This is a genomic window from Exiguobacterium sp. s11 (assembly GCF_018619015.1).
GTDB lineage: Bacteria > Bacillota > Bacilli > Exiguobacteriales > Exiguobacteriaceae > Exiguobacterium_A > Exiguobacterium_A indicum.
In genome coordinates this window covers 733,669-757,954 of record NZ_JACSNF010000001.1, presented here as the reverse complement: position 1 = coordinate 757,954, position 24,286 = coordinate 733,669, and the positions used below count along the sequence as shown (strand labels likewise).

The following is a 24,286-nucleotide window of genomic DNA, read 5'->3' as shown; positions in this document are numbered from 1 at the left end:
GAGCGTTCCACATTGATAGAATTCGTACGCGGCGAAGTCGCTTATGTCTGTGCGGAATTCGTGACGGTAGAAGTTGGCGGGATTGGCTACAAGATCGTAGCACCGAACCCGTTTTTTTATCGGACCGGAGACGAACAGATCATCGTATATACGTATCATTATGTCCGTGAGGACCAAGAAGTCTTATTTGGATTCCGTTCCCGTCGTGAGCGTGCCTTGTTCACGAAGTTGCTCGGTGTCACAGGAATCGGACCAAAAGGAGCGCTCGCGATCGTCGCGTCAGGGAATGTCGATGCGCTCGTTGAAGCGATTGAACAAGAGAAGGAAAGTTATCTCGTCAAGTTCCCGGGGGTCGGCAAGAAAACAGCGAAGCAAATGACGCTCGACCTAAAAGGAAAGTTAGCCGAGCTCGCACCGGATTACGTACCGAGCGAAGGCTTGTTCGCACAAGGCAATGCTGAGCTGAATGAAGCTTGTGAAGCCTTGACGGCGCTTGGTTACAGTGACCGAGAAGTCGAGAAAGTCAAAAAAGCGTTGCAGGCAGAAGTCCTGTCGACGGATCAATATGTCAAACGGGCACTCCAGTTGTTATTGAATGTGAGGTGAGGACATGGAAGAGCGCATTTTGTCAGAATCCGCCCATGCGGAAGATCAAGAAGAGTGGAGTCTGCGTCCTCAGACGCTCGAGCAATATATCGGGCAGGAGAAAGCAAAAGGAAATTTAAGTGTCTTCATCGAGGCGGCAAAAATTCGTCAGGAAACACTCGATCACGTTCTTCTCTATGGTCCTCCGGGTCTCGGGAAGACGACGCTTGCGACAATCATCGCAAACGAGATGGGAGTCGGCATCAAGACGACAGCCGGTCCTGCGATTGAACGACCGGGTGATTTAGCTGCTATTCTCTCATCACTGGAACCGGGTGATGTCCTGTTCATCGACGAGATTCATCGATTGAGTCGATCAATCGAAGAGATTCTGTATCCGGCGATGGAGGATTATTGTCTCGATATCGTCATCGGTCAAGGGGAACTCGCACGCAGTGTTCGAATTGATTTACCACCGTTTACGCTCGTCGGAGCGACGACACGTGCGGGGATGCTATCGGCACCGCTCCGCGATCGTTTTGGCGTGACGCTGAAGCTTGAATATTATACGATGTCAGAGTTGTCTGCTATCGTGACCCGGACGTCACGATTGTTCGGATTCGAAGCAGATCGTCTTGCAGCAGAAGCCATCGCGCTTCGTTCACGTGGAACACCACGTGTCGCGAACCGGTTGTTACGGCGTGTCCGTGATTTTGCTCAAGTCGCCCATCAAACCGAGATCGATGCCGTGCTCGCGACAAGTGCGCTTGATCGCTTACATGTCGATGCGCTTGGACTCGACGATGTCGACCATCGTTTACTTCGATCGCTTGCAGAACGGTTTGCCGGTGGTCCGGTAGGTCTTGAGACAATCGCTGCAACGATTGGTGAAGATGCGCAGACGATCGAGGATGTATATGAACCATATCTACTGCAACAAGGATTTTTACAACGTACTCCGCGCGGACGCATCTTAACACCGTTCGCTCGCCAACATTTAGGACTGAAAGAAGGAAATTGAACCAATGGATGTAAACTTATTTGATTTTCATTTACCAGAAGAACAAATTGCTCAAGTGCCATTGCTCGACCGGACGAGTTCGAAATTGATGGTTCTCGATCGGGAGACAGGTGCGATTCAGCATCAGCACTTCCATGATATCGTCGACCACTTCCGGGAGGGCGATACACTCGTCATCAATGATACAAAAGTCTTACCGGCACGTCTCTTTGGTGTGAAGGAAGAGACGGGTGGGAAGATCGAATTGTTACTCTTGAAGCAAACGAGTGACGATGTTTGGGAAACACTTGCGAAACCGGCAAAACGCGTCAAACCAGGAACGATTTTGTCATTTGGTGACGGATTACTCCGTGCTGAGTGTGTCGAAGCACTTGAAGACGGGGGACGAATCTTGAAGTTTTTCTATGACGGCATTTTCTATGAAGTGCTCGACCAACTCGGAACGATGCCACTGCCACCATACATTCATGAACAACTCGAGGATCAAGATCGTTATCAGACGGTCTACGCTCGCGAACGCGGAAGTGCTGCAGCACCAACAGCCGGGCTTCATTTCACGCCGGAATTGCTTGAAGCATTAAAAGCGAAGGGTGTCCGGATCGCACCGTTGACGTTACATGTCGGACTTGGCACATTCCGACCTGTCTCGGTCGACGACGTCGATAGTCACAAGATGCACAGTGAGTACTACGAACTGCCGGAAAGTTCAGCAGCTCTGCTACGCGAAACACGGAAACAAGGCGGACGGATCATCGCGGTCGGGACGACGTCGACACGGACGCTTGAAACGGTCATTCGCGACCATGACGACTTCGTCGAAGCAACGGGCTGGACGGACATTTTCATCTTCCCAGGTCAGGAAGTCAAAGGGATCGATGGATTGATCACGAACTTCCACTTACCGAAATCAACATTGATCATGCTCGTGTCCGCGTTATCGACACGGGAACACATTCTGCATGCCTACGAAGAAGCAGTCGCAAACGGCTATCGCTTCTTTAGCTTCGGTGATGCGATGTTCTTAACGAGAGAGGAACGAAACTAATGACAAAACACGCGGTAACATACGAACATATCAAAACATGTAAACAATCCGGAGCGCGGTTAGGAATCGTCCACACGCCGCACGGTAGTTTCGAGACACCGGTCTTCATGCCGGTCGGAACGCAAGCGACGGTCAAGACGATGGCACCGGAACAAATCAAGGACATGAACGCGAACATCATCCTCGCGAACACGTATCACCTCTGGGTGCGTCCAGGGCATGATGTCATCAAGGAAGCGGGCGGTCTGCATAAATTCATGAACTGGGATGGCGCGATTCTGACGGACTCAGGTGGTTTCCAAGTCTTCTCACTCGCTGATCTCCGAAACATCTCTGAGGAGGGCGTTCATTTCCGTAACCACTTGAACGGGGACAAATTGTTCTTGTCACCGGAAAAAGCGATGGAAATCCAGAATGCACTCGGTTCGGATATCATGATGGCGTTTGACGAGTGCCCACCGTACCCAGCTTCTCACGAGTACATGAAAGCATCCGTCGAACGGACAAGCCGATGGGCGGAACGTTGTCTTGCTGCGCATGAACGTCCACACGATCAAGCGCTGTTCGGTATCATCCAAGGTGGAGAATACGAAGACTTACGTCGTCAAAGTGCAAAAGATCTCGTTGCCCTTGATTTCCCGGGTTATGCGGTCGGTGGTCTATCGGTCGGAGAGCCAAAAGACGTCATGTACCGTGCGCTCGAATTCACGACACCACTCATGCCGGAAGACAAACCACGTTATTTGATGGGCGTCGGTTCACCGGACGCATTGATTGAAGGCGCAATCCGCGGAATCGATATGTTCGACTGTGTCTTACCGACACGGATCGCACGAAACGGTACGTTGATGACATCACAAGGACGGCTCGTCGTCCGGAATGCGAAGTATGCACGTGATTTCCGTCCGCTCGACGAGAAATGTGATTGCTACGCGTGTAAGAACTACTCGCGTTCGTACATCCATCACTTGATTCGTGCGCAAGAAACGTTCGGTCTGCATCTTTGTTCGACACACAATCTTCACTTCCTCGTCAAGTTGATGGAAGGCGTTCGCCAAGCGATTCGTGAGGACCGTCTACTTGATTTCAAGGAAGAATTCTTTGAAGAATACGGTTACAATTTACCGAACGCAAAGAATTTCTAACAAATCGTCTGACAAATCAATTCTTTCACGGTATAATGAACGTGATTTGAATGATAAAAGGAGCTGAATCAGATGGAAGGCTTAATCACATTCCTCCCGATGATCTTGATCTTCGTGGTGTTCTATTTCTTGTTGATCCGTCCACAGAACAAACGCCAGAAGCAAGTGCGTCAGATGCAAAATGAACTCTCACGCGGCGACTCGATCGTTACGATCGGTGGTCTTCACGGGGTTGTCCAAAAAGTTGACGACATGACGGTGACATTGAAGTCAGGTAATGCACAATTGACATTCAACCGGAGTGCTGTCGCAGAAGTGACGAAAAAATCAACGACTGTCATGGACGACGAAACTGTCGAATAAGGCATCGAAAAGGCGCTTTCCGGATTCCGGAGCGTCTTTTCTGTTTATATATGAGAAAAACGTTTGCTAAGATTACCATTTCTTTTGTAAGCTAGGATAGGAGAACAAAGTTGTCTGAAAATATACTGGGAACTAGAGAAAGGACAATGTAGCATGATCAAGAAAGGGAAACTTGCCACATTCTTCATCGTCGTCATCGCGTTGCTCGTACTGATCGGTACGACATCGTCATGGTTGTTGAAGGATACGAAGCTCGGCCTTGACCTTAAGGGTGGCTTCGAAGTCTTGTATGAAGTACAACCGCTGAAAGAAGGAGACGTCATCGATCAAAATGCGATGAGTGCGACGCTGACGGCAATCGAGAACCGTGTCAACGTCCTCGGTGTCTCTGAACCGGACATCCGGATCGAAGGCGATAACCGGATTCGTGTCCAGCTTGCTGGCGTCAAGGATCAGACGGAAGCGCGTCAAATCTTATCTTCGACAGCACAATTGTCATTCCGTGACATCAACGATAAGTTGTTGCTGGATGGATCAGACTTAAAAGCCAAAGGGGCAAAAGTCGGGTATGATCCAAACACGAATGAACCACTCGTCGAGTTGACGATGAAATCAAAAGAGAAATTCTATGAAGTGACACAACAAGTCTCACAAATGCAACCACCTGCGAATCGTCTCGTCATCTGGCTCGATTACGAGAAAGGCGATTCGTATGAAAAAGAAATTCAAAAAGCGAATTCAAAGATCGTATCAGATGCATCGGTCACACAACCGATCAATTCGGATAAAGCGATCATTTCCGGTGGCGATATCGATGCCGAGTACGGGAAACAATTGTCGTCGATCTTGAACGCCGGTGCATTACCGGTCAAACTCGAGGAAATCTACTCGACGTCGGTCTCTGCTGCTTTTGGACAGGACGCACTCGATCAGACGCTCTTCGCGTCAGCAATTGGTGTAGCTGCTGTCTTCTTGTTCATGCTAGTGTTCTACCGGATCTCTGGATTAGTTTCGATTATTACCTTGTTGTTCTACATCTATCTCGTCATGATTTTCTTTAACGGGATTAATGCCGTCCTTACATTACCGGGGATTGCGGCACTCGTTCTTGGTGTCGGTATGGCGGTTGATGCGAACATCATCACTGCAGAGCGGATCAAGGACGAATTACGAAGCGGCAAATCCGTCTTATCCGCATTTAAAGCCGGAAACCGTCGTTCGTTCGGTACGATTCTTGATGCCAACTTGACGACGTTGATCTCTGCTGGCGTGTTGTACTACTTTGGTACAAGTACGGTCAAAGGATTCGCCATCATGTTGATGGTCTCAATCGCCGTCACTTTCGTCACGAATGTCTTTGTCTCACGTTACCTGATGCAACTCCTTGTCAGTAGCCGATGGTTCGATAAGAAGAAATCATGGTTCGGTGTAAAGGAGAGTGAAATCCGTGAGCTTTAATCCTACGAAATTCGATTACGTCAAACATCGCAAAATCTATTTCGCGATCACGATTGCCCTCGTCATCGTTTCGGTACTTTTGCTGTCGTTCCGCGGTCTTAACCTTGGGATCGACTTCTCGCAAGGTACACGCGTCGAGATTTCTTCTGAGAATCAAATCAAGGAAGCCGATGTCCGCTCTGTCATTGAAGAGTCAGGCATTGATGCTGCGGAAATCGATGGCATCCAATTTGCTCAAGGTGGAAAACTAGCGAACGTCACGTTCGTTGGGGAATTTAGCCAAGATCAAATCACTAAAATGAAACAAACGATTGAAACGGAATATAAGAAAGAACCGAGTATCTCGACGGTTTCGGCGCAAGTTGGTCAAGAAATCGCGCGTAACGCGATTTATGCGGTCTTACTCGCGTCACTTGGGATCGTCATCTATGTCTCGTTCCGATTCCAACCGTTATACGGGATTGCGACAGTGCTTGCACTATTGCATGATGCGTTAATGATCGTCGCATTCTTCTCGCTGTTCCAGATCGAGGTCAACTTGTACTTCATCGCAGCAATCCTGACGATCATCGGGTATTCTGTCAACGATACGATCGTCACGTTCGACAGGGTTCGAGAAAATCTCGGACTTGCCGAAAAAGGGGGACGAAAAGTTTCGTTCGATGAGTTGGCACATATCGTCAATGAATCGATTCAACAAACAATCGTCCGTTCGATCAACACCGTCGTGACGGTCATCATGACGGCAGCAGCGCTCTACATCTTCGGTAGCGAAGCGATCCGTGGATTCAGTCTTGCGTTGCTCGTCGGGTTGATCATGGGGATGTTCTCTTCGATCTTCATCGCTGCTCAGCTCTGGCTCGTCATGAAGGGTCGGACACTTGGTCGGACAAAACGTGCTTCCTAAAAGAGTATCCGCATCAGCTATCGCTGGTGCGGATTTTCTATTATAATGGGGAAGTTGATTGGAGGGTTTGAGATGTACCATGCTAAAAAAACATGGCTTGATAAAGTCATCGATCCAGAACAAATCGAACAATTGACGGCGGATGGCTCGATCTCTCCGCACGTCGCACAACTACTTGTCCAACGGGGGTTCACGACACGTGAAGCAGCCCGTGAATTTCTAGAAACCGATCAAATGGCATTCCACGATCCATTTGCTTTTAAAGACATGCCGAAAGTCGTTGAACGGATTCAACGCGCCGTCAACGAAGGTGAGATGATTTTAATTTACGGTGATTATGACGTCGATGGTGTGAGTTCCGCGGCGATTCTCTGGCACGCCTTGATTGAAATCGGAGGGATGGCAGAGTGTTATATCCCAAACCGATTCACGGAAGGCTATGGACCGAATGAATCAGCATTTCGCTGGGCAGCGGAAGAAGGGTTTAGTCTCGTCATCACCGTCGACTGTGGGATTTCCGGTATCCACGAAGCAGATGTCCTGAAAGAACTCGGGGTCGATTTAATCATCACTGATCATCACGAAGCAAAAGAAACGTTACCCGATGCCTTTGCCTTGATCCATCCAGGTGTCGATTCGGCGTATCCGTTCTCGAAACTCGCAGGCGCAGGAGTTGCCTTTAAAGTCGCGCATGCTCTCCTTGATCGTGAACCAGTCGAATTACTCGATCTTGCCGTGCTCGGAACGATTGCCGATCTTGTGCCGCTCGTCGGCGAAAACCGCTTACTTGCGATTCGTGGCATCGAAGCACTGAACGCAAGTGAACGTCCGGGTATCCTAGCGTTACGGGACGTTTGTAGTTTGACGGAAGACGAACTGACGGAAGAATCAGTCGGATTTGCATTCGGTCCGCGGATCAATGCGGCAGGTCGTCTTGATTCAGCGATGCCAGCGCTCGAGATGTTACTAGCGGAAAGTAAGGATGAGGCACTTCATCTCGCGAAACAACTCGACCAACAAAATAAACAACGTCAAGATATCGTCAAACAGATTGCAGAGGAAGCAACGGCACTTGTCGAAGAACGTTTTAAAGATGACCGCGTGCTCGTCGTCGATGCGGCAGACTGGAATCCAGGTGTCGTCGGGATTGTCGCCTCGCGACTCGTTGAAAAATATCACCGTCCCGTCATCATGCTGTGTCATGATGCTGAAAAAGGAACTGCGAAGGGTTCTGGACGATCGATTCCAGCCTTTGATCTCTTCGCTGAACTCACGAAATGTGAAGACATCTTGCCGCATTTCGGTGGACATCCCGCTGCTGCCGGTATGACGCTCTCTTCCGATGACGTCGAGACGTTACGTCAACGTTTGAATGAACAAGCAAGTACATTGTCAGACGATGCCTTCATCGCGACAATTGATATCGATCTACGTCTACAGGTCAGTGATGTCTCAATCCAGTTGATTGAAGATATTCAGCGACTCGCGCCGTTCGGGATGGGAAATCCTGCGCCACGAATCGTCATCGAGCAGGCGAAGATCCGTGACATGAAACGGATCGGTCGCGATTTGACGCATGTCAAAGCACTACTATCAGGCGATGGGAAGGAACTCGATGCGATCGGTTTTGGCTTCGGCGACCTTGTCGATGAAGTCTCGACCTTATCCGAGATTCACTTGATGGGCAGTCTGAACATCAACGAGTGGAATGGCTTCCGTAAACCACAATTGATGATTCAAGACGTCGCTGTCGAAGATGTTCAAGTATTCGATTACCGTGGCGGTAAGCGACCGCTGAGCGAACTATTCGCCTTACCGCATGAGACGACGACATTCGTTGCCTTTACTGATGAGGTGAAGGAGAAGTACGCGGAACGTCCGTTGAACGGACCGATTCGTCAAAACATCGTCTTCCTCGATCTACCGGAAGAAGAAGTTGCGTTTCATCCATACGTCCAACAGGCAGAGCGGATTTATTGTGCCTTTAAGGACGAGGGCTATTATTTTGAGACGATTCCATCGCGCGAGGACTTCAAGCATTACTTCCAGTATTTCGCGAAATGTCCACGCGACGAGCTCCGAATTGGTCTCGTACGTTTGTCGAAATCGCGAAAATGGACGAAACGATCGATTAACTTTATGCATTCGGTATTCTCGGAACTTGATTTTCTTGTTACAATGGAGGACGGGCTGCCGGGTGTAAACCCAAATGCTGCAAAACGAGATCTGACGGAAGCTCCGACGTACCAGCGTCATGAAGCGCGTCAAGAGCTCGAGCAACAATACATTTATTCGTCACTCGCTCAGTTGAAAGAGCGTTTTGATACTTTGGTAGAAGCGGCGAAGCAGGAGGAAAAGACATGGAGTTCAAACAGCATATAAAAGAGGTCGAAAACTGGCCGAAAGAAGGAATCAGTTTCAAAGACATCACATCACTCATGCAGAACGGACCAGTATACAAACAATCGGTTGATGCACTTGTCGAATATGCACGCAGTAAAGGTGCTGATGTCATCGCGGGTCCGGAAGCACGTGGATTCGTAGTTGGTTGCCCAGCCGCTTACGCGATGGAAATCGGATTCGTACCTGTCCGTAAAGAAGGAAAATTACCACGTGAGACAGTCCGTGTCGAGTATGGTCTTGAGTACGGAAAAGACGTCTTGACGATGCATGAAGATGCGATTCAACCAGGACAACGCGTCGTCATCCTTGACGACTTGCTTGCGACAGGTGGTACGATCGAAGCGACGATCCAAATGATTGAAAAATTAGGCGGAACGGTTGCCGGAATCGGATTCTTGATTGAACTCGATGGTCTTGGTGGACGTGAGAAACTCGAAGGATACGACGTTCTTTCATTGATTCGTTACGAAGACTAAAGCATATATACTCTCTTGGTACATGGTGACCAAGGGGGTATTTCTTTTTATTTTGACATCTTCTCAAGATTTCACGATAATAAGAACTATATATTAGGGATTCCGTTGCAGACGATCCCGGGGACTGGGTGAGGAAAAGGGATGACAAACAAACAAATCGTAAATGTAGAAGACCTTCTCGCTCGATGTGCGGAATACATGACGCAAGCTGAAGTCAAAGACATCGAACGGGCTTACCAATTCGCGAAAGACGAACATGATGGGCAATTCCGCCGTTCTGGGGAACCCTACATCATTCATCCGGTACAAGTTGCCGGTATCTTAGTCGATATTGGTTTGGATGCAACGACGATCGTCGCTGCGCTTCTTCATGATGTCGTCGAAGATACGGACATTACACTCGAAGAATTAACGGAACGATTCGGACCCGACGTCGCGATGCTCGTTGACGGCGTCACGAAACTCGGGAAAATCAAATATAAATCGAAACGCGAAGAATTGGCTGAGAACCACCGGAAGATGTTCATCGCGATGGCAGAAGACATTCGCGTCATCTTGATCAAACTGGCTGACCGTCTGCATAACATGCGAACGTTGCAACATATGGTCAAGGAAAAGCAGGTGCAAAAGGCAGAAGAGACGCTCGAAATCTTTGCACCGCTTGCGCATCGTCTCGGGATCTCAACGATCAAGTGGGAACTCGAAGACATCAGTTTGCGTTATATCAATCCACAACAGTACTACCGGATTGTCTCAATGATGAAACAAAAACGGACGGAACGCGAAGCGCTAGTCAGTTCGGTCATTGAAGAGGTCAACGAAGTACTCGATGATGTACAAATCGCAGCGGAAGTCGATGGACGTCCGAAGCATATCTATTCCATTTATAACAAGATGCAAAACTCGAAAAAAGAGTTCAGCGAAATTTATGACTTGATGGCTGTGCGCATCATCGTCGATTCAATCAAGGACTGTTACGCTGTTCTCGGAATCATTCATACGCAATATAAACCGATGCCGGGACGTTTCAAGGATTATATCGCGATGCCGAAACCGAACATGTATCAATCGCTGCATACGACGGTCATCGGACCGAAAGGCGAGCCGCTCGAGGTCCAAATTCGGACACGGGACATGCACTTTATTGCCGAGTACGGGATTGCCGCTCACTGGGCGTATAAAGAAGGCAAGGAACAGGAAGCGAAATCAGGCTTTGAGGATAAGATTGCCCATTTCCGTGAAATTCTTGAGTTACAGAAGGATACGGCGGATGCTGAAGAATTCATGGAATCGGTCAAAGTCGATTTCTTTAGTGACATGTTGTACGTCTTTACACCAAAAGGCGACGTCATCGAATTGCCAAAAGGCTCTGTTCCGATTGATTATGCCTACCGGATTCATACAGAGATCGGTCACCGAACGATCGGAGCGAAAGTCAACGGACGGATGGTACCGATTGATTATAAGCTGAAGACAGGCGACATCATTGAAATCGTCACATCAAAACACAGTTATGGTCCAAGTAAGGACTGGCTCAAGATTTGTGTGTCGAGTCAGGCGAAGAACAAGATCCGTCAATGGTTCAAACGTCAGCAACGCGAAGAGAACGTCTCTAAAGGACGGGAACTGATCGAAGCGGAAGTCAAGAAACTCGGATTCGAGCCGAAGGAAGTCATCAATGAGAAGACGCTCGAAGACGTGACGCGAAAGTTCAACTTCGCGCAAGAAGAAGACATGTATGCTGCTGTTGGGTATCATGGTCTGACCGCTGCCCAAGTCGCGCATAAATTGACGGAAAAGTTACGCAAAGACAAAGAGTCCAAAAATCTTGAACTGAACGAAGCCATCAGTGAGATGAAGACGTTTGATCGTCCGAAGAAGGAAAATCCAGAAGGCGTTCGTGTCAAAGGAATCGATAACATGCTCGTTCGCATGAGTCGTTGTTGTAATCCAGTACCAGGGGACGATATCGTCGGGTATATCACACGTGGACGGGGTGTCTCGATTCACCGGACGGATTGTTTGAATGTCATTCATGAACAAAATCCAGAACGCTTGCTCGAAGTCGAGTGGGAACACGAAGGCAAAGCCGTTAAGAGTTATAACGTCGAAATCGAAATTTCTGGATTCGACCGGGCTGGATTATTGAACGATGTCCTGCAGTCGGTATCTGCGACGAATACGAACATCGTTGCCGTCAGCGGGAAAGGCGACGACAGTAAACAAGCCAAAATCACGATGACGATCGCGATCAACAACGTCAACCATTTACAAAAAGTCGTCGATCGGATCAAACAAATCTCTGACGTGTATGCTGTGCATCGCGTCATGATGACGTAAGGAGCGGATGAGTCATGCGAGTCGTATTACAACGAGTCAAAGAAGCAAGTGTCACAGTCGATCAGGAGGTCATCGGTCAAATCAAGCAAGGTTTTCTCTTGCTTGTCGGTGTCACGCACGAAGACACGATCGATCAGGTGAACTGGTTAGCTGATAAAATCGCAGGACTCCGCGTGTTTGAAGATGAAGAGGAACGGATGAACCGCTCGTTGCAAGATGTCGACGGTCAGATTCTATCCGTCTCGCAGTTCACGTTGTATGGTGATGTCAAAAAAGGACGTCGCCCAGCGTTTACGGAAGCAGCGAAACCGGATGTTGCTAACGAATTGTATGAAGCGTTCAATGAACGTCTTCGCGCGCAAGGACTGACAGTCGAGACAGGTCAGTTCGGTGCGATGATGGATATCGCGCTCGTCAATGATGGACCGGTGACATTGATTCTTGAAAAAGAAGCAAACGCTTGACAGGAATCGAGAGACGAGGCAATATTAGACGTAACCAAATGATTCATACGACCGAAGACGAAGAGGAGTAATCAAGACCTCGTCTGCTTAGAGAGTCGCCCCTTGGCTGGAAGGGCGAACAGACGAACTCGATGAAAGACCCTTCCGAGGTATCTTCCTGAACCGATAGTAGGGAAGGTCGTACGCAGGCGTTAACTGCACCGAGTGGTCAAATGTAATTTGACAACCAGGGTGGTACCACGGGATCTTCAAGTTCTCGTCCCTTTGCGGACGAGGACTTTTTTGTATTCAAAAAAGGAGGAATTTGAGATGAAATTACCACGCGGTACGTTTGATGTCCTTCCAGGAACAGTCGAACGCTGGCAGTACATCGAGCAACAATTACGTGACATTAGTAAGCGTTACAACTATAAGGAAATCCGGACGCCGATTTTTGAGGAGACAGAACTCTTTAAACGTGGCGTCGGTGAGACGACGGATATCGTTCAAAAAGAGATGTTCATGCTTGAGAAACGCGGAAAAGACCAGTTGACGTTACGTCCAGAAGGAACGGCTGCTGTTGTTCGTTCATTCGTAACGAACAAGCTGTTCGGTTCACCAAACCAACCGACGAAATTGTTCTACATTGGACCGATGTTCCGTTATGAACGTCCGCAAGCAGGTCGTTTCCGTCAGCTCCACCAATACGGAGTCGAAGCACTTGGCAGTGAACAACCAGCGATCGATGCGGAAGTCATCAGTCTCGCGATGAGCATCTACCGTTCATTTGGATTGAAGCACCTTAAGCTCGTCATCAATACACTCGGGGATAACGAAAGTCGCGCCGCACACCGGGCAGCACTCGTCGATCACTTCAAACCGGTCGTTCACGAGTTATGTCAGGACTGTCAGAACCGTCTCGAAACGAATCCACTTCGTGTCCTTGACTGTAAGGTCGACCGCGATCACCCGAGCATGGCAACAGCACCATCAATTCTCGATTACTTAAACCCGGCATCAAAAGCTTACTTCGACGAAGTATTGCTTCACTTAGATGCACTCGGCATCGAGTATGTCGTTGATCCAACGCTCGTTCGCGGAATCGATTATTACAATCACACGGCGTTCGAAATCATGTCAGAAGCAGAAGGCTTCGGAGCAATCACGACACTATGTGGTGGTGGACGATACAACGGTCTCGTCGAACAAATCGGTGGACCGGCAACACCGGGAATCGGATTCGGAATCGGCATCGAGCGTTTATTGATGGCGCTTGAGAATGAGAACGTCTTACCGGCAGTCGATGATCAAATCGATGTCTTCATCGTCGCGCAAGGCAGTGACGAAGTCGAAAAGACAGCAACACGTCTCTTACAATTGATGCGTCTCGAAGGACTTGTCGCCGATCGGGATTATCTCGGTCGGAAGTTCAAAGGACAATTCAAAGCAGCCGATCGCTTGAAAGCACGCTACACGGTCATCCTCGGGGATGAAGAAGTCGAGCGTGGTGCAGCGGCGCTGAAGAACATGGCTACAGGGGAACAGACGGACGTTCCGTTATCAGCAGTCGCTGATACGATCGTCGCGAAATTAAAGGAGGAAGCACAATGATCGGACGCACGCATATGAACGGTCAGGTGACGGAAGAAGTCATCGGACAACACGTTCAACTTAAAGGATGGGTTCAAAAACGACGTGACTTAGGAGGATTGATCTTCCTTGATCTCCGCGACCGAAGTGGTATCGTCCAAATCGTCTTCCAACCGGAAAACGAGCAGGCACACCGCCTTGCAGAATCAATTCGTTCAGAGTATGTCCTCGATATCAAAGGACACGTCATCGCACGTGAGAATCCGAACCCGAACATTCCGACTGGGCAAGTCGAGGTCGTCGCGGATGAAGTCGTCATCTTGAATGCAGCGAAGATGACACCATTCCCGATCAGTGAAGAAGCAGAGCAGACGTCAGAAGATTTACGTCTTAAATATCGTTATCTTGACTTGCGTCGTCCGTCGCTTCAAGAGACATTCCGTCTTCGTTCGAAAGCATCGAACATTATGCGGAACTTCCTCGATGAGCAAGACTTTTTGGAAGTCGAGACACCAATCTTAACGAAATCAACACCAGAAGGCGCACGTGACTATCTCGTTCCGAGTCGTGTTCACCCAGGTGAGTTCTATGCCTTGCCACAATCACCGCAATTGTTCAAACAATTGCTGATGGTGTCTGGTTTTGAACGGTACTTCCAAATTGCACGTTGTTTCCGTGACGAAGACTTACGGGCAGACCGTCAACCTGAATTCACGCAAGTCGACATCGAGACGAGCTTCATGGACATCGAAGACTTGTATGCGATGATGGAATCGATGATGACGCGTGTCATGAAGGAAACGCTTGGTAAAGATATCGTGACACCCTTCCCACGGATGCCATACGCAGAAGCGATGAGCCGGTATGGTTCGGATAAACCGGATACACGCTTCGGTCTCGAATTGATCGATGTCGCGGAAGCCGTCAAAGGGGCAGGATTCAAAGTATTCGATATGGCACTAGAAGCTGGTGGCGAAGTTAAAGCCTTGAACGTCAAAGGTGCAGCAGAGCGCTTCTCGCGGAAAGATATCGATAAGTTACAAGAATTCACGGCGATTTACGGTGCAAAAGGTCTCGCGTGGGTCAAAGTGACAGGGGACGGACTGAACGGTCCGATCGCGAAGTTCTTCGACGAAGAAGCAGCTGCTCGCCTGACAGCGGCGACAGGTGCGGAAGCAGGCGACTTATTGTTGTTCGTCGCAGCAAAAGCATCGATCGTAGCAGACAGCTTAGGTGCGCTCCGTCAGAAATTAGCGAAGGAACTGGACTTGATCGATGAGTCGGTCTTCAACTTCCTTTGGGTGACGGACTTCCCACTCGTCACGTATGAAGAAGAAGAAGGTCGTTTCTACGCGAACCACCACCCGTTCACGATGCCACGTCGTGAAGATCTCGAATTGCTCGAGACGGATCCTGGAAAAGTCCTCGCCGTCGCGTATGACCTCGTCTTGAACGGATACGAGCTCGGCGGTGGATCACAACGGATCTATGAACGGGATATCCAAGAGCGGATGTTTAAGTTGCTTGGCTTCACAGAAGAAGAAGCAAACGAGCAGTTCGGTTTCTTGATGGAAGCATTCGAATACGGAACACCACCACATGCGGGGATCGCACTTGGTCTAGACCGTCTCGTTATGTTACTCGCAGGACGTTCAAACTTGCGTGATACGATTGCCTTCCCGAAAACAGCATCAGCAAGTGATCTGTTGACGGCAGCACCAAGCCCAGTCTCGGATGCACAATTAAACGATCTCTCGATTCGAACAGCGGTCAAACAATCTTAAGATACGACAAGCGAATCTTCCGGTATGGGAGATTCGCTTGTTTCATGAAGGAGGATGAACGGATGGAACGACACTTTTTTGAACGGTCTCCGGTTGAAGTCGGTCCAGACTTCTTAGGAACACAGATCACAGTCGATGAGGTGACGATGCGGATCGTCGAGGTCGAAGCCTATCTCGGTCCTCACGATCAAGCAGCGCATTCGTTTTCCGGAAAACCAACGAAACGGACGGCACCGATGTTCGGTCCACCGGGGCATCTCTATGTGTATTTCACATATGGGATGCATCACTGCATGAATATCGTTTGTGGACATGAAGGGGAAGGATACGGATTATTGCTACGAGGTGCGGAAATCGTTAGTGGGCACGATTTCGTCGCGGAACGTCGTTTTGGTTGTTCCTACGCAGAGTTGACAGCGGCGCAACGACGCAATCTCGTCAATGGACCGGCGAAACTGTGCCAAGGATTCGGTCTAACGACAGCTGATTCGGGACAGGATCTTTATCAAGACCGTTTCCGACTTGTTGCTGACTCGGTCGACGCGGTCGTCCAGACGACACGGATCGGTATTCCGAATGCAGGAGAAGCGACAGCCTATCCATGGCGGTTTTATGTAGAGGCGAGTGAAGGGGTAAGTAAACGTTAAAAAATGGACGCTCCGATAAGGAGACGTCCATTTTTTATTTAGGGTTGTTGATTGATTTTTTCGACTGTTGCTTTTTATAGAATTTATAGACGATTGGACCAACCGTCGTTACGAGCGTCATTAATGTTCTGAGTTTACCGCGTTTTGCTGCCATTGATTCATTCACTCCTCTGATTTGTTGTACTAATCATATTCCACGAAAACAACGTCTTAAAACCTCATCGGCACATCAAGTGGTTTTCTATCTACCTTGGTCGGGTCATAGTATAAGGAGAAGGGAGTCGATCAATATGGGAGCAGTCGTTTGGTATCGTCATGATTTACGTGTCGATGATCATGAGGCACTTCGGAGTGCGTGTGAAGAACAGGACGTCATTCGTGCCGTATACGTCAAAGACCAAAAGAAACGCGATTTTAAAAGAGGTACACAACAAGCACGGTTCGAACAAGAGACACTTGATAACTTAGCGGGCCATCTGTCTCAAATCGGGATTACGTTAGATATAGTAGAAGGGGAGACAAGTGAGGCACTCGATTCTTATCTGCAAGCGGATGATACCGTCTATTTCCATAAGATGACCGGAACAGAAGAAGCGACAAGTGAGCAGTATATCGAAGACAGATATACCGTCCGCTCTTTTGAAACACAGACGTTACATCGACGGGAAGATATCGGAAGTGATGAATTAAAGCGCGTCTTTACGGCATTTCGAAAACGGGTCGAGGCGAAAGGGACCTTCTACGATCCACTCGATCCACCAACCGGTATTCAGCTAATAAAAGAGGAATCAGTTGAAGCGGCCCCAGAGACCGCGTTCCCATTTCGGGGAGGCGAATCAGCGGGAAGGGCACGCCTTCAGGAATATCTCGCCGAGCCCGTATTCACCTATAAAGAAACACGGAATGGGTTCTTACGAAATGATTCTTCGAAGTTGTCTGCCTGGCTAGCGAACGGTTCACTCTCACCGCGCCGCGTCATGGCTGAATTACAAGAAGCCGAGCGAAAACAGGGAGCGAATGAATCGACGTACTGGTTGTATTTCGAATTGTTATGGCGTGACTTCTTCCATTTGACGATGCGTGAGACAGGAAGCCGTCTGTTTCGATCGAATGGATTAAAGGAAGGACAATACACGTGGAAGGCGGACCAGCTGGCTGTCGAACGCTGGATAGAAGGAAAAACTGGTGTGCCATTCGTCGACGCCTTCATGAACGAGATTCGCGAGACGGGATGGATGTCGAACCGCGGCAGGCAGATCGTTGCCAGTTATCTAATTCATGAATTAAAGCAGGACTGGCGCATCGGAGCGCGATATTTCGAACAGCAATTGATCGACTATGATGTCGCTTCGAATTATGGGAACTGGGCGTTCATCGCGGGTGTTGGGAATGCAACACGCACACCACGATTTGATCCTGCATTCCAACAACAACGATATGATCCGAATCAACACTTCACGAAACGTTGGACCTGAAAAAAGCATCTTTTTCTGGAGTGGGAAGTAGTTGCATTTCAGAGGGGAGGATGCTATATTAAATGCATCAGATGGGGTTCCTGAATTGTACGAGAGCCGCCTTTTATCTTTGAGCCACTCTTTTTTGATAGGGAGTTTGACGTTCCAACTAGTAGTACATGCCTCGTAACACAGCAGGAGGACGTACGAATAGGAATCGGATAAGACACCCACCTGCACAGCAGGTTCAAAAATAAGGTATCGACACGGCACTTCGGGTCCCATCGTCTTATTATTTTATTGTTTGACACGTCGCATGACGTTTTTTTTTATGATATAATTCCGAGTAAAACAGTATGAGTATTGTGAGGTTATGAGATGTTACATCAATTTTCGCGTAATGAATTAGCAATCGGTAAAACTGGACTTGACGCATTGGCATCCAAGTCCGTCGCTATTCTGGGTATCGGTGGTGTTGGATCGTTCTCAGCAGAAGCACTTGCCCGCAGTGGTGTAGGTCGTTTGATTCTTGTCGATAAGGACGATATCGACATCACGAACGTCAACCGACAAATCCATGCTTTGCTTCCGACGGTTGGTCAACCGAAGGTCGATGCGATGGCAGAACGTCTTGCGTTAATCAATCCGGATCTTGAAATCGTTCGCTTGAAGATGTTCTACAATGAAGAAACATTCGAGTCGTTCTTCGAACAGCAGCCGGATTATGTCATCGATGCATCGGACACGGTCTCGTTCAAGATTCACTTGATTCAGGAATGTAAGAAACGTAACATTCCAATCATCTCAAGCATGGGGATGGCGAACAAGATGGATCCGACACGCATCAAGATCGTTGACATCAAAGATACAAGTTATGATCCACTAGCGAAGGTCATTCGGACGAAACTCCGGAAAGCCGGCATCCATAAAGGTGTTCCTGTCGTCTTCTCTGATGAACCGCCCGTTAAGATCATCGAAGAAGTCCGTCAAGTCGTCGGAAACGATGCGGCTGCAATTCGTAAGGCAAAGATGCCGCCAAGTTCGAATGCGTTCGTTCCATCAGTTGGTGGATTGATCGCAGCGAGCTACGTCATCAATGAGATCGTCCGTGAAGCCGGCGTAACGATCGAACGCGTTCGTTAAAAAAAGCGACCTTATGGTCGCTTTTTCTGATGTGTGGCTGTTTGTTTGTTCCAAAAATCAAGTCGAGCTTGCAGTTGTTTCTCAAAACCGCGTGGGCTTGGACGATAAAAGACCGGTTTTGTCCGGGCGAGGTTCTCGGGCCAGTAATTCTGTGGCACATAGGCATGTTCGAAGTCGTGCGGATACTGATAGGTGACGCCGTTTCCAAGTGCCGCTGCCCCCGGATGATGGGCATCGCGCAAATGCGGCGGTACCGGACCGCCGTCTGAACGGCGAACGAGTGTCAATGCTTGATCGATCGCTGAGATGACAGCATTCGATTTCGGTGCCGTCGCGAGATATAAGACGGTTTCAGCGAGCGGAATCCTTGCTTCAGGGAAACCGACGTACTCGCACGCGCGTGCGCAGGCATCGACCATCAATAACGCTTGCGGATCAGACAGACCGATGTCTTCTGCCGCATGGACATAGAGACGCCGTACGATGAAGCGCGGACTTTCGCCAGCTTCAATCATGACAGCGAGCCAGTAGAGAGCGGCGTCGGGATCGGAACCCCGAATCGATTTGATGAAAGCGGAGATGACATCATAATGCCGATCGCCGTCCTTATCGTACTTCAATGCTTTTTGCTGAATCGATTCCTCGGCGACAGCAAGGTCGATCGTGATCTGACCATCGATTTCCGGTGTCGTCAAAACCGCGAGTTCAAGCGCATTCAATAATGCCCGATAATCGCCATCCGACAACTTGACGTAATGATCGATCGCGTCATCCGTGATCGTGATCGGATATTTGCCAAGACCACGCTCTTCGTCCTTCAGGGTGCGGGCGAGGACGATTCGTAAATCGTCTGCTGTCGGGGGCTCGAAACGAAAAACCGTTGCCCGCGACAAGAGAGCGGCATTGACCTCAAAACTCGGATTTTCAGTCGTCGCCCCGATCAACGTGATCGTACCCGCTTCAAGCGCCGGGAGTAAGGCGTCTTGTTGCATCTTATTGAATCGATGGATTTCATCGAGAAAGAGGATCGTTTTTTGATCCTCGAACTGAAGACGGGCTTCGGCTGCTTTTAGAATTTCCCGTAATTGTTCCAGTTTCGCCGTAACCGCGTTCAATTGCTCGAACGCTGATTTCGTATAACTAGAGATGACACGCGCGAGCGTCGTCTTACCGGTACCCGGTGGACCGTAAAAAATGACGGTTCCGAGACGGTCAGCTAAGATGGCACGCCGCAGGAGTGTCGTCTCTCCGATCAGATGGCGTTGTCCGACGATTTCATCCAGATTCTGAGGACGCATTCGATTCGCGAGCGGTCCGGCAGGTGACTGGGATTCAAATAAATGTGCCATACACATACGCTCCTTCCACTTTTAGCTACTACTATACTAGAAAGGATGATCCTTCGCATGATGAAAATCTCGACGAAAGGGCGATATGGTCTGACGATCATGATCGCACTCGCGAAAGAAGCTGAATCTAAACCATTATCCCTAAAAAAAATCGCGCAGATGTATGACCTATCTGAGCATTATCTTGAACAGTTGATTGCACCCCTTCGTAATGGAGGTCTCGTCAAAAGTGTACGCGGTGCTTACGGCGGGTATAAGCTCGGTCGTGAAGCGCAAAACATCACAGCGGGTGAAATCATCCGCCTGCTTGAAGGACCACTCGTCGTCGTCGAAGGCGATGCTTGTGACGAGGTCACGAAACGAAAACTGTGGGATAAAATCCAGCAAGCAGTCGATCAAGTACTCGATTCAACGACGCTACAAGACTTAGCGGAAGAAGAAGATACAGGATACATGTTCTATATTTGAGAGGTGAAAACAAATGAATTACTTTGACCATTCGGCGACGACGCCTATGCGTCCGGAAGTCCTTGAGGCGATGACGCCTTATTTGCTCGAACAGTATGGCAACCCATCGAGTGTCCACGCGGCTGGTCGATCTGCTCGGGCAGCAATTGACAAAGCACGCCGGCAGATCGCACAAGAATTGAACGCGAAACCAACCGAACTGATTTTCACGAGCGGTGGAACGGAGTCGGATAATTATGCAATCTTTGGTGCAGCTGAGGCGGCGCGTGAAAAAGGGCGTCATCTCATTACGACACGGTTTGAGCACCATGCTGTATTACATGCGTTCGAAGAGCTCGAAAAACAAGGCTATGACGTCACGTATCTCGATGTTCCAGATACAGGAGTCGTCTCATTGGCTGCCTTACAAGAAGCAGTTCGGGAAGATACGACACTCGTCTCGATCATGTTCGGCAACAATGAAGTCGGAACGATTCAACCGATTGCGGCATTCGGTCAATTTTTGCGAGAACGCGGTATTTTGTTCCATACGGACGCGGTGCAAGTGTTCGGAAAACGAGCAATTGATGTCGAAGCGTTACAGGTCGATCTCTTATCCGCGTCTGGTCATAAAATCAATGGTCCAAAAGGAATCGGATTGTTGTATGTGCGGACTGGTGTGAAGTTAGCCCCTCAAACGTTCGGAGGAGAACAGGAACGCAAGCGTCGCGCTGGTACAGAGAACGTACCGGGAATCGTCGGTTTAGCGAAAGCGCTTGAACTGATGATCGCAGAGCGTGATCAACAACAGGACCACATCAAACAGCTGCGCAGCGTTTTACTAACGCGATTGGATGAAAGTGGCATCACTTACGAAGTCAACGGTGTTGAAGGATTACCGAATGTCCTCAATCTTTACTTCCCGCAGATTGAGATCGAACCGTTCTTGATCATGCTCGATATGCGCCAGATGGCCGTATCGAGCGGGAGTGCATGTACGGCAGGATCCGTTGAACCTTCGCATGTCTTATCGGCGATGTATGGCGAAGAAGAACGGACACGAGCATCGGTCCGTATCAGTTTTGGTCACGGAAATGAGGTCGCGCAAGTCGAACTACTCGCACAAGCCTTGCAAGATGTCGTAAAATCGTTTCAGAATTAACTAAGAGGTGAAGTAAATGAATACACGAGCGAAAGCCCCGAGTGAAACGACGGTCGTCGTTGGGATGTCGGGCGGTGTCGATTCTTCTGTGACCGCTCATTTATTAAAAGAGCAAGGCTATAACGTCATCGGAATCTTCATGAAAAACTGGGATGACACGGATGAGAACGGCTTTTGTACGGCGACGGAAGATTATGAAGACGTCATCGCCGTAGCCAATCAAATCGGCATTCCGTACTATGCAGTCAATTTCGAGAAAGAGTACTGGGATAAGGTCTTCACGTACTTCCTTGATGAATATAAACTCGGTCGGACACCGAATCCGGACGTCATGTGTAACAAGGAAATCAAGTTCAAAGCCTTCCTCGATCACGCGATGCGTCTTGGTGCCGATTTCGTCGCGACAGGGCACTATGCGCGTGCCGTCTATGAGGATGGAGAACATAAATTGCTTCGAGGCGTTGATGCAAACAAGGATCAAACATATTTCTTAAATCAATTGTCGCAAGAGCAAATCGCGAAGGCGATGTTCCCGATCGGGCACATGGAAAAATCAGAAGTGCGCCGGATCGCAGAAGAAGCGAACCTCGCAACGGCGAAGAAAAAAGACTCGACAGGCATTTGCTTCATTGGAGAGCGGAACTTCAAACAGTTCCTCGGTCAATATCTGCCTGCGCAACCCGGTGAGATGCGGACACTTGACGGCAACGTCATGGGACGTCACGATGGATTGATGTACTATACGATGGGGCAACGTCATGGACTCGGTATCGGTGGCGACGGAGAGCCTTGGTTCGTCGTCGGGAAAAACTTAGAGGAGAACATTCTCTATGTCGATCAAGGGTTCCACAACGAATTGCTGTATTCGGAAGGATTACTTGCTTCAGATGTCAGCTGGACATCTGAGCGTCCGGTCGGTGAGACATTCCGTTGTACGGCGAAATTCCGTTACCGTCAACAAGATACAGCGGTCACGGTTCGTGTCCTCGAAGAGGGACTCGATGTCTCGTTTGACGAGCGTCAACGGGCAATCACACCAGGACAAGCGGTCGTGTTCTATGATGGAGACATCTGTCTCGGTGGTGCGACGATCGATGCAGCCTATAAAGCAGGCGAACGCCTCGCTTATCTAGCGTAAGGAGCAAAAGAAGATGAACTATAATGAAGTAGGATTCCGGCATCTAGAAGCTGGAAATTATGAATTAGCAGCGCAAGCGTTTAACGACGCGATCGAAGAAAATCCAAAAGATCCGACGGCGTACGTCAATCTTGGAACATTACTGCAATCGATGAACGACGCCGATCGTGCGCTTCGTTTTTATGACCGGGCACTGCTGATCGATAATACGTTTGCGAGTGCCTATTATGCGAAAGGTGCCTTGTTCTTTGCTGCCGACAAACTCGTCGAAGCAGAGGAATCATTGCGGGCAGCGTTATTATATGGACTTGACGACGCGGATCTCCATTTCATGCTCGGGATGACGTATCAAAAACTCGGTGATCCAGTCCGCGGGTTGCCTCGTTTACAGCGTGCGTCAGAACTAAACGGTGTCGATATCGAGATCGCATTCCAATACGGACTTGCCTTAGCGCAAAACGAGAAGTTGGAAGAAGCGGTCGAGATGTTCGAGCACGTCTTGATGCTTGACGAAACGCATACAGATGCACGATACAATTATGCGATTGCCCTTGCTTTCCTTGGTCAACAGGAAGCCTGTTATGCAGAACTCGAAGCCGTTCTTGCCTACCAGCCGGAACACGCCCTTGCGCGGGACGCGAAAGCGAAGATGGATGCGTTATTAAAACAAGCAGACTGATATAAAAAAGACGATTCCGCCTGGAGTCGTCTTTTTTTATGCTATTTAATTCCCAACTTCACGGATGACACGAAGTGGTGGACCGGAAAAGTCTTCATAGGCTTCATCCATGTTTTTCGTGTACAGTTCGATGACGTTATTTTCCGTATCCTTGAAATAAGCAGAATGCTCTTTTTGATTCGATGTCTCCTGTTCGTCCCATTCTCTGAGCTTCACGGTGATCGATGCTTCCCGCAATTGATTCAAGGCTTGCTGGAACTCGTCCTTCTCAACGTAGAAAGCACAGTGGACATGGACACCACCTTCATCGTACAACGTGTCCCATTCGGATACTGGTAAGTGTTTGACGGTCCGTTCTTCCATCGTGAAGTCTCGCTTCAGCCACAGGCCGAGTCGAGTATTACCGCCAATGTAAAGCCACGTGGCCCAGACCCCGTCTTGTTTAGATTGTTCTTTACTTGGTTCCGCATCTTCAGGAGCCCATTGCTCGACGACTGGAATGCCTAGTGTCCCATTCCAAAAGCCAACCGCACGGTCCATATCCTCGACTTCAAGTACTAATTCACACAATCCTGCAATCGGTAAACGTGCCATCCTTAAACTCCTCCTCTTAACGAAATGTTTCAGGGTATCTTTCCCTGATTTAAAATCCGGTAAACGAATGCTATGATGAAAGCAGCGAATGAAAAAGAGAGAAAGAAGGTGGA

General features: G+C 48.9%; 20 protein-coding genes, 1 other RNA gene, 1 pseudogene and 1 other annotated feature. Of the genes and pseudogenes, 20 read left to right on the top strand and 2 right to left on the bottom strand.

Annotated elements, in window-relative coordinates:
* Nucleotides 1-12 precede the first annotated feature (12 nt).
* The 16 genes and pseudogenes from ruvA to KNQ12_RS04160 all read left to right on the top strand — a co-directional run bounded on the left by ruvA (nt 13) and on the right by KNQ12_RS04160 (nt 18,804).
* On the top strand, nt 13-606 hold the full coding sequence (gene ruvA, locus KNQ12_RS04240; RefSeq protein ID WP_023468936.1) for a Holliday junction branch migration protein RuvA: 594 nt from the start codon (nt 13-15) through the stop codon (nt 604-606).
* A gap of 4 nt (nt 607-610) precedes the next feature.
* A complete protein-coding gene (gene ruvB, locus KNQ12_RS04235) occupies nt 611-1,606 on the top strand; it encodes a Holliday junction branch migration DNA helicase RuvB (RefSeq protein WP_214746492.1) in 996 nt (331 codons plus the stop codon).
* 4 nt (nt 1,607-1,610) lie between these two features.
* A complete protein-coding gene (queA, locus tag KNQ12_RS04230) occupies nt 1,611-2,651 on the top strand; it encodes a tRNA preQ1(34) S-adenosylmethionine ribosyltransferase-isomerase QueA (protein ID WP_214746489.1) in 1,041 nt (346 codons plus the stop codon).
* Nucleotides 2,651-3,796 (top strand): tRNA guanosine(34) transglycosylase Tgt, encoded by a 1,146-nt coding sequence (gene tgt, locus KNQ12_RS04225; RefSeq protein ID WP_029342245.1) that lies wholly within the window; start codon nt 2,651-2,653, stop codon nt 3,794-3,796. Before queA ends, tgt begins: the two co-directional genes overlap by 1 nt.
* 72 nt (nt 3,797-3,868) lie before the next feature.
* Nucleotides 3,869-4,159, top strand: a complete 291-nt coding sequence (yajC, locus tag KNQ12_RS04220; RefSeq protein ID WP_029342244.1) for a preprotein translocase subunit YajC — start codon at nt 3,869-3,871, stop codon at nt 4,157-4,159.
* A 153-nt stretch (nt 4,160-4,312) separates the two neighbouring features.
* Nucleotides 4,313-6,524: pseudogene (gene secD, locus KNQ12_RS16955) on the top strand (protein translocase subunit SecD).
* Nucleotides 6,525-6,596: 72 nt separating this feature from the next.
* Nucleotides 6,597-8,906 (top strand): single-stranded-DNA-specific exonuclease RecJ, encoded by a 2,310-nt coding sequence (gene recJ, locus KNQ12_RS04205; RefSeq protein ID WP_214746479.1) that lies wholly within the window; start codon nt 6,597-6,599, stop codon nt 8,904-8,906.
* The gene (locus tag KNQ12_RS04200; protein ID WP_023468928.1) at nt 8,885-9,403 is read left to right on the top strand and encodes an adenine phosphoribosyltransferase; all 519 of its coding nucleotides are present in this window, start codon (nt 8,885-8,887) and stop codon (nt 9,401-9,403) included. Before recJ ends, KNQ12_RS04200 begins: the two co-directional genes overlap by 22 nt.
* A 141-nt stretch (nt 9,404-9,544) precedes the next feature.
* A complete protein-coding gene (locus KNQ12_RS04195) occupies nt 9,545-11,743 on the top strand; it encodes a RelA/SpoT family protein (protein ID WP_023468927.1) in 2,199 nt (732 codons plus the stop codon).
* A 14-nt stretch (nt 11,744-11,757) separates the two neighbouring features.
* Nucleotides 11,758-12,207 (top strand): D-aminoacyl-tRNA deacylase, encoded by a 450-nt coding sequence (gene dtd, locus KNQ12_RS04190; RefSeq protein WP_035396647.1) that lies wholly within the window; start codon nt 11,758-11,760, stop codon nt 12,205-12,207.
* 45 nt (nt 12,208-12,252) lie between these two features.
* Nucleotides 12,253-12,474: a binding site (T-box leader), on the top strand.
* Nucleotides 12,475-12,516: 42 nt separating this feature from the next.
* Nucleotides 12,517-13,797 carry a histidine--tRNA ligase gene (hisS, locus tag KNQ12_RS04185; protein WP_023468925.1) on the top strand — a complete coding sequence of 427 codons (1,281 nt, stop codon included), beginning with the start codon at nt 12,517-12,519 and terminating at the stop codon, nt 13,795-13,797.
* Nucleotides 13,794-15,560, top strand: coding sequence for an aspartate--tRNA ligase (gene aspS, locus KNQ12_RS04180; protein ID WP_023468924.1), 1,767 nt, complete (start codon nt 13,794-13,796; stop codon nt 15,558-15,560). Before hisS ends, aspS begins: the two co-directional genes overlap by 4 nt.
* A 62-nt stretch (nt 15,561-15,622) precedes the next feature.
* Complete coding sequence (locus KNQ12_RS04175) at nt 15,623-16,207, top strand: DNA-3-methyladenine glycosylase (RefSeq protein ID WP_214746476.1); 585 nt, start codon at nt 15,623-15,625, stop codon at nt 16,205-16,207.
* 290 nt (nt 16,208-16,497) lie between these two features.
* Nucleotides 16,498-17,682 carry a DASH family cryptochrome gene (locus KNQ12_RS04170; protein WP_214746474.1) on the top strand — a complete coding sequence of 395 codons (1,185 nt, stop codon included), beginning with the start codon at nt 16,498-16,500 and terminating at the stop codon, nt 17,680-17,682.
* 74 nt (nt 17,683-17,756) lie between these two features.
* Nucleotides 17,757-17,946, top strand: a non-coding RNA gene (ssrS, locus tag KNQ12_RS04165) — 6S RNA.
* Nucleotides 17,947-18,039: 93 nt separating this feature from the next.
* Nucleotides 18,040-18,804 (top strand): tRNA threonylcarbamoyladenosine dehydratase, encoded by a 765-nt coding sequence (locus tag KNQ12_RS04160; protein WP_023468920.1) that lies wholly within the window; start codon nt 18,040-18,042, stop codon nt 18,802-18,804.
* A gap of 11 nt (nt 18,805-18,815) precedes the next feature.
* On the opposite strand, the gene KNQ12_RS04155 is transcribed toward KNQ12_RS04160, so the two are convergent.
* Complete coding sequence (locus KNQ12_RS04155; RefSeq protein WP_050677586.1) at nt 18,816-20,153, bottom strand: replication-associated recombination protein A; 1,338 nt, start codon at nt 20,151-20,153, stop codon at nt 18,816-18,818.
* A gap of 60 nt (nt 20,154-20,213) precedes the next feature.
* On the opposite strand from KNQ12_RS04155, the gene cymR reads away from it, so the two are divergent.
* Genes cymR through KNQ12_RS04135 form a run of 4 tightly spaced genes read left to right on the top strand, consistent with a single transcriptional unit; the run spans nt 20,214 to nt 23,579 of the window.
* On the top strand, nt 20,214-20,621 hold the full coding sequence (gene cymR / locus KNQ12_RS04150; RefSeq protein ID WP_029342236.1) for a cysteine metabolism transcriptional regulator CymR: 408 nt from the start codon (nt 20,214-20,216) through the stop codon (nt 20,619-20,621).
* A gap of 13 nt (nt 20,622-20,634) precedes the next feature.
* On the top strand, nt 20,635-21,762 hold the full coding sequence (locus KNQ12_RS04145; RefSeq protein ID WP_214746471.1) for a cysteine desulfurase family protein: 1,128 nt from the start codon (nt 20,635-20,637) through the stop codon (nt 21,760-21,762).
* A gap of 16 nt (nt 21,763-21,778) precedes the next feature.
* Nucleotides 21,779-22,900: a tRNA 2-thiouridine(34) synthase MnmA gene (gene mnmA, locus KNQ12_RS04140; RefSeq protein WP_174316461.1), complete on the top strand. Its 1,122-nt coding sequence runs from the start codon at nt 21,779-21,781 to the stop codon at nt 22,898-22,900.
* Between the two features lie 13 nt (nt 22,901-22,913).
* Nucleotides 22,914-23,579 (top strand): tetratricopeptide repeat protein, encoded by a 666-nt coding sequence (locus KNQ12_RS04135; protein WP_214746469.1) that lies wholly within the window; start codon nt 22,914-22,916, stop codon nt 23,577-23,579.
* 45 nt (nt 23,580-23,624) lie between these two features.
* Here KNQ12_RS04135 and KNQ12_RS04130 read toward each other — a convergent pair whose 3' ends face one another.
* Complete coding sequence (locus KNQ12_RS04130) at nt 23,625-24,173, bottom strand: VOC family protein (RefSeq protein WP_023468914.1); 549 nt, start codon at nt 24,171-24,173, stop codon at nt 23,625-23,627.
* Between the last annotated feature and the right edge of the window lie 113 nt (nt 24,174-24,286).

Coding starts and splice junctions, on each gene's coding strand:
- ruvB (WP_214746492.1), top strand. CDS start 611: ATGGAAGAGCGCATTTTGTCAGAATCCGCCCATGCGGAAGATCAAGAA.
- queA (WP_214746489.1), top strand. CDS start 1,611: ATGGATGTAAACTTATTTGATTTTCATTTACCAGAAGAACAAATTGCT.
- tgt (WP_029342245.1), top strand. CDS start 2,651: ATGACAAAACACGCGGTAACATACGAACATATCAAAACATGTAAACAA.
- yajC (WP_029342244.1), top strand. CDS start 3,869: ATGGAAGGCTTAATCACATTCCTCCCGATGATCTTGATCTTCGTGGTG.
- recJ (WP_214746479.1), top strand. CDS start 6,597: ATGTACCATGCTAAAAAAACATGGCTTGATAAAGTCATCGATCCAGAA.
- KNQ12_RS04200 (WP_023468928.1), top strand. CDS start 8,885: ATGGAGTTCAAACAGCATATAAAAGAGGTCGAAAACTGGCCGAAAGAA.
- KNQ12_RS04195 (WP_023468927.1), top strand. CDS start 9,545: ATGACAAACAAACAAATCGTAAATGTAGAAGACCTTCTCGCTCGATGT.
- dtd (WP_035396647.1), top strand. CDS start 11,758: ATGCGAGTCGTATTACAACGAGTCAAAGAAGCAAGTGTCACAGTCGAT.
- hisS (WP_023468925.1), top strand. CDS start 12,517: ATGAAATTACCACGCGGTACGTTTGATGTCCTTCCAGGAACAGTCGAA.
- aspS (WP_023468924.1), top strand. CDS start 13,794: ATGATCGGACGCACGCATATGAACGGTCAGGTGACGGAAGAAGTCATC.
- KNQ12_RS04175 (WP_214746476.1), top strand. CDS start 15,623: ATGGAACGACACTTTTTTGAACGGTCTCCGGTTGAAGTCGGTCCAGAC.
- KNQ12_RS04170 (WP_214746474.1), top strand. CDS start 16,498: ATGGGAGCAGTCGTTTGGTATCGTCATGATTTACGTGTCGATGATCAT.
- KNQ12_RS04160 (WP_023468920.1), top strand. CDS start 18,040: ATGTTACATCAATTTTCGCGTAATGAATTAGCAATCGGTAAAACTGGA.
- KNQ12_RS04155 (WP_050677586.1), bottom strand. CDS start 20,153: ATGGCACATTTATTTGAATCCCAGTCACCTGCCGGACCGCTCGCGAAT.
- cymR (WP_029342236.1), top strand. CDS start 20,214: ATGAAAATCTCGACGAAAGGGCGATATGGTCTGACGATCATGATCGCA.
- KNQ12_RS04145 (WP_214746471.1), top strand. CDS start 20,635: ATGAATTACTTTGACCATTCGGCGACGACGCCTATGCGTCCGGAAGTC.
- mnmA (WP_174316461.1), top strand. CDS start 21,779: ATGAATACACGAGCGAAAGCCCCGAGTGAAACGACGGTCGTCGTTGGG.
- KNQ12_RS04135 (WP_214746469.1), top strand. CDS start 22,914: ATGAACTATAATGAAGTAGGATTCCGGCATCTAGAAGCTGGAAATTAT.
- KNQ12_RS04130 (WP_023468914.1), bottom strand. CDS start 24,173: ATGGCACGTTTACCGATTGCAGGATTGTGTGAATTAGTACTTGAAGTC.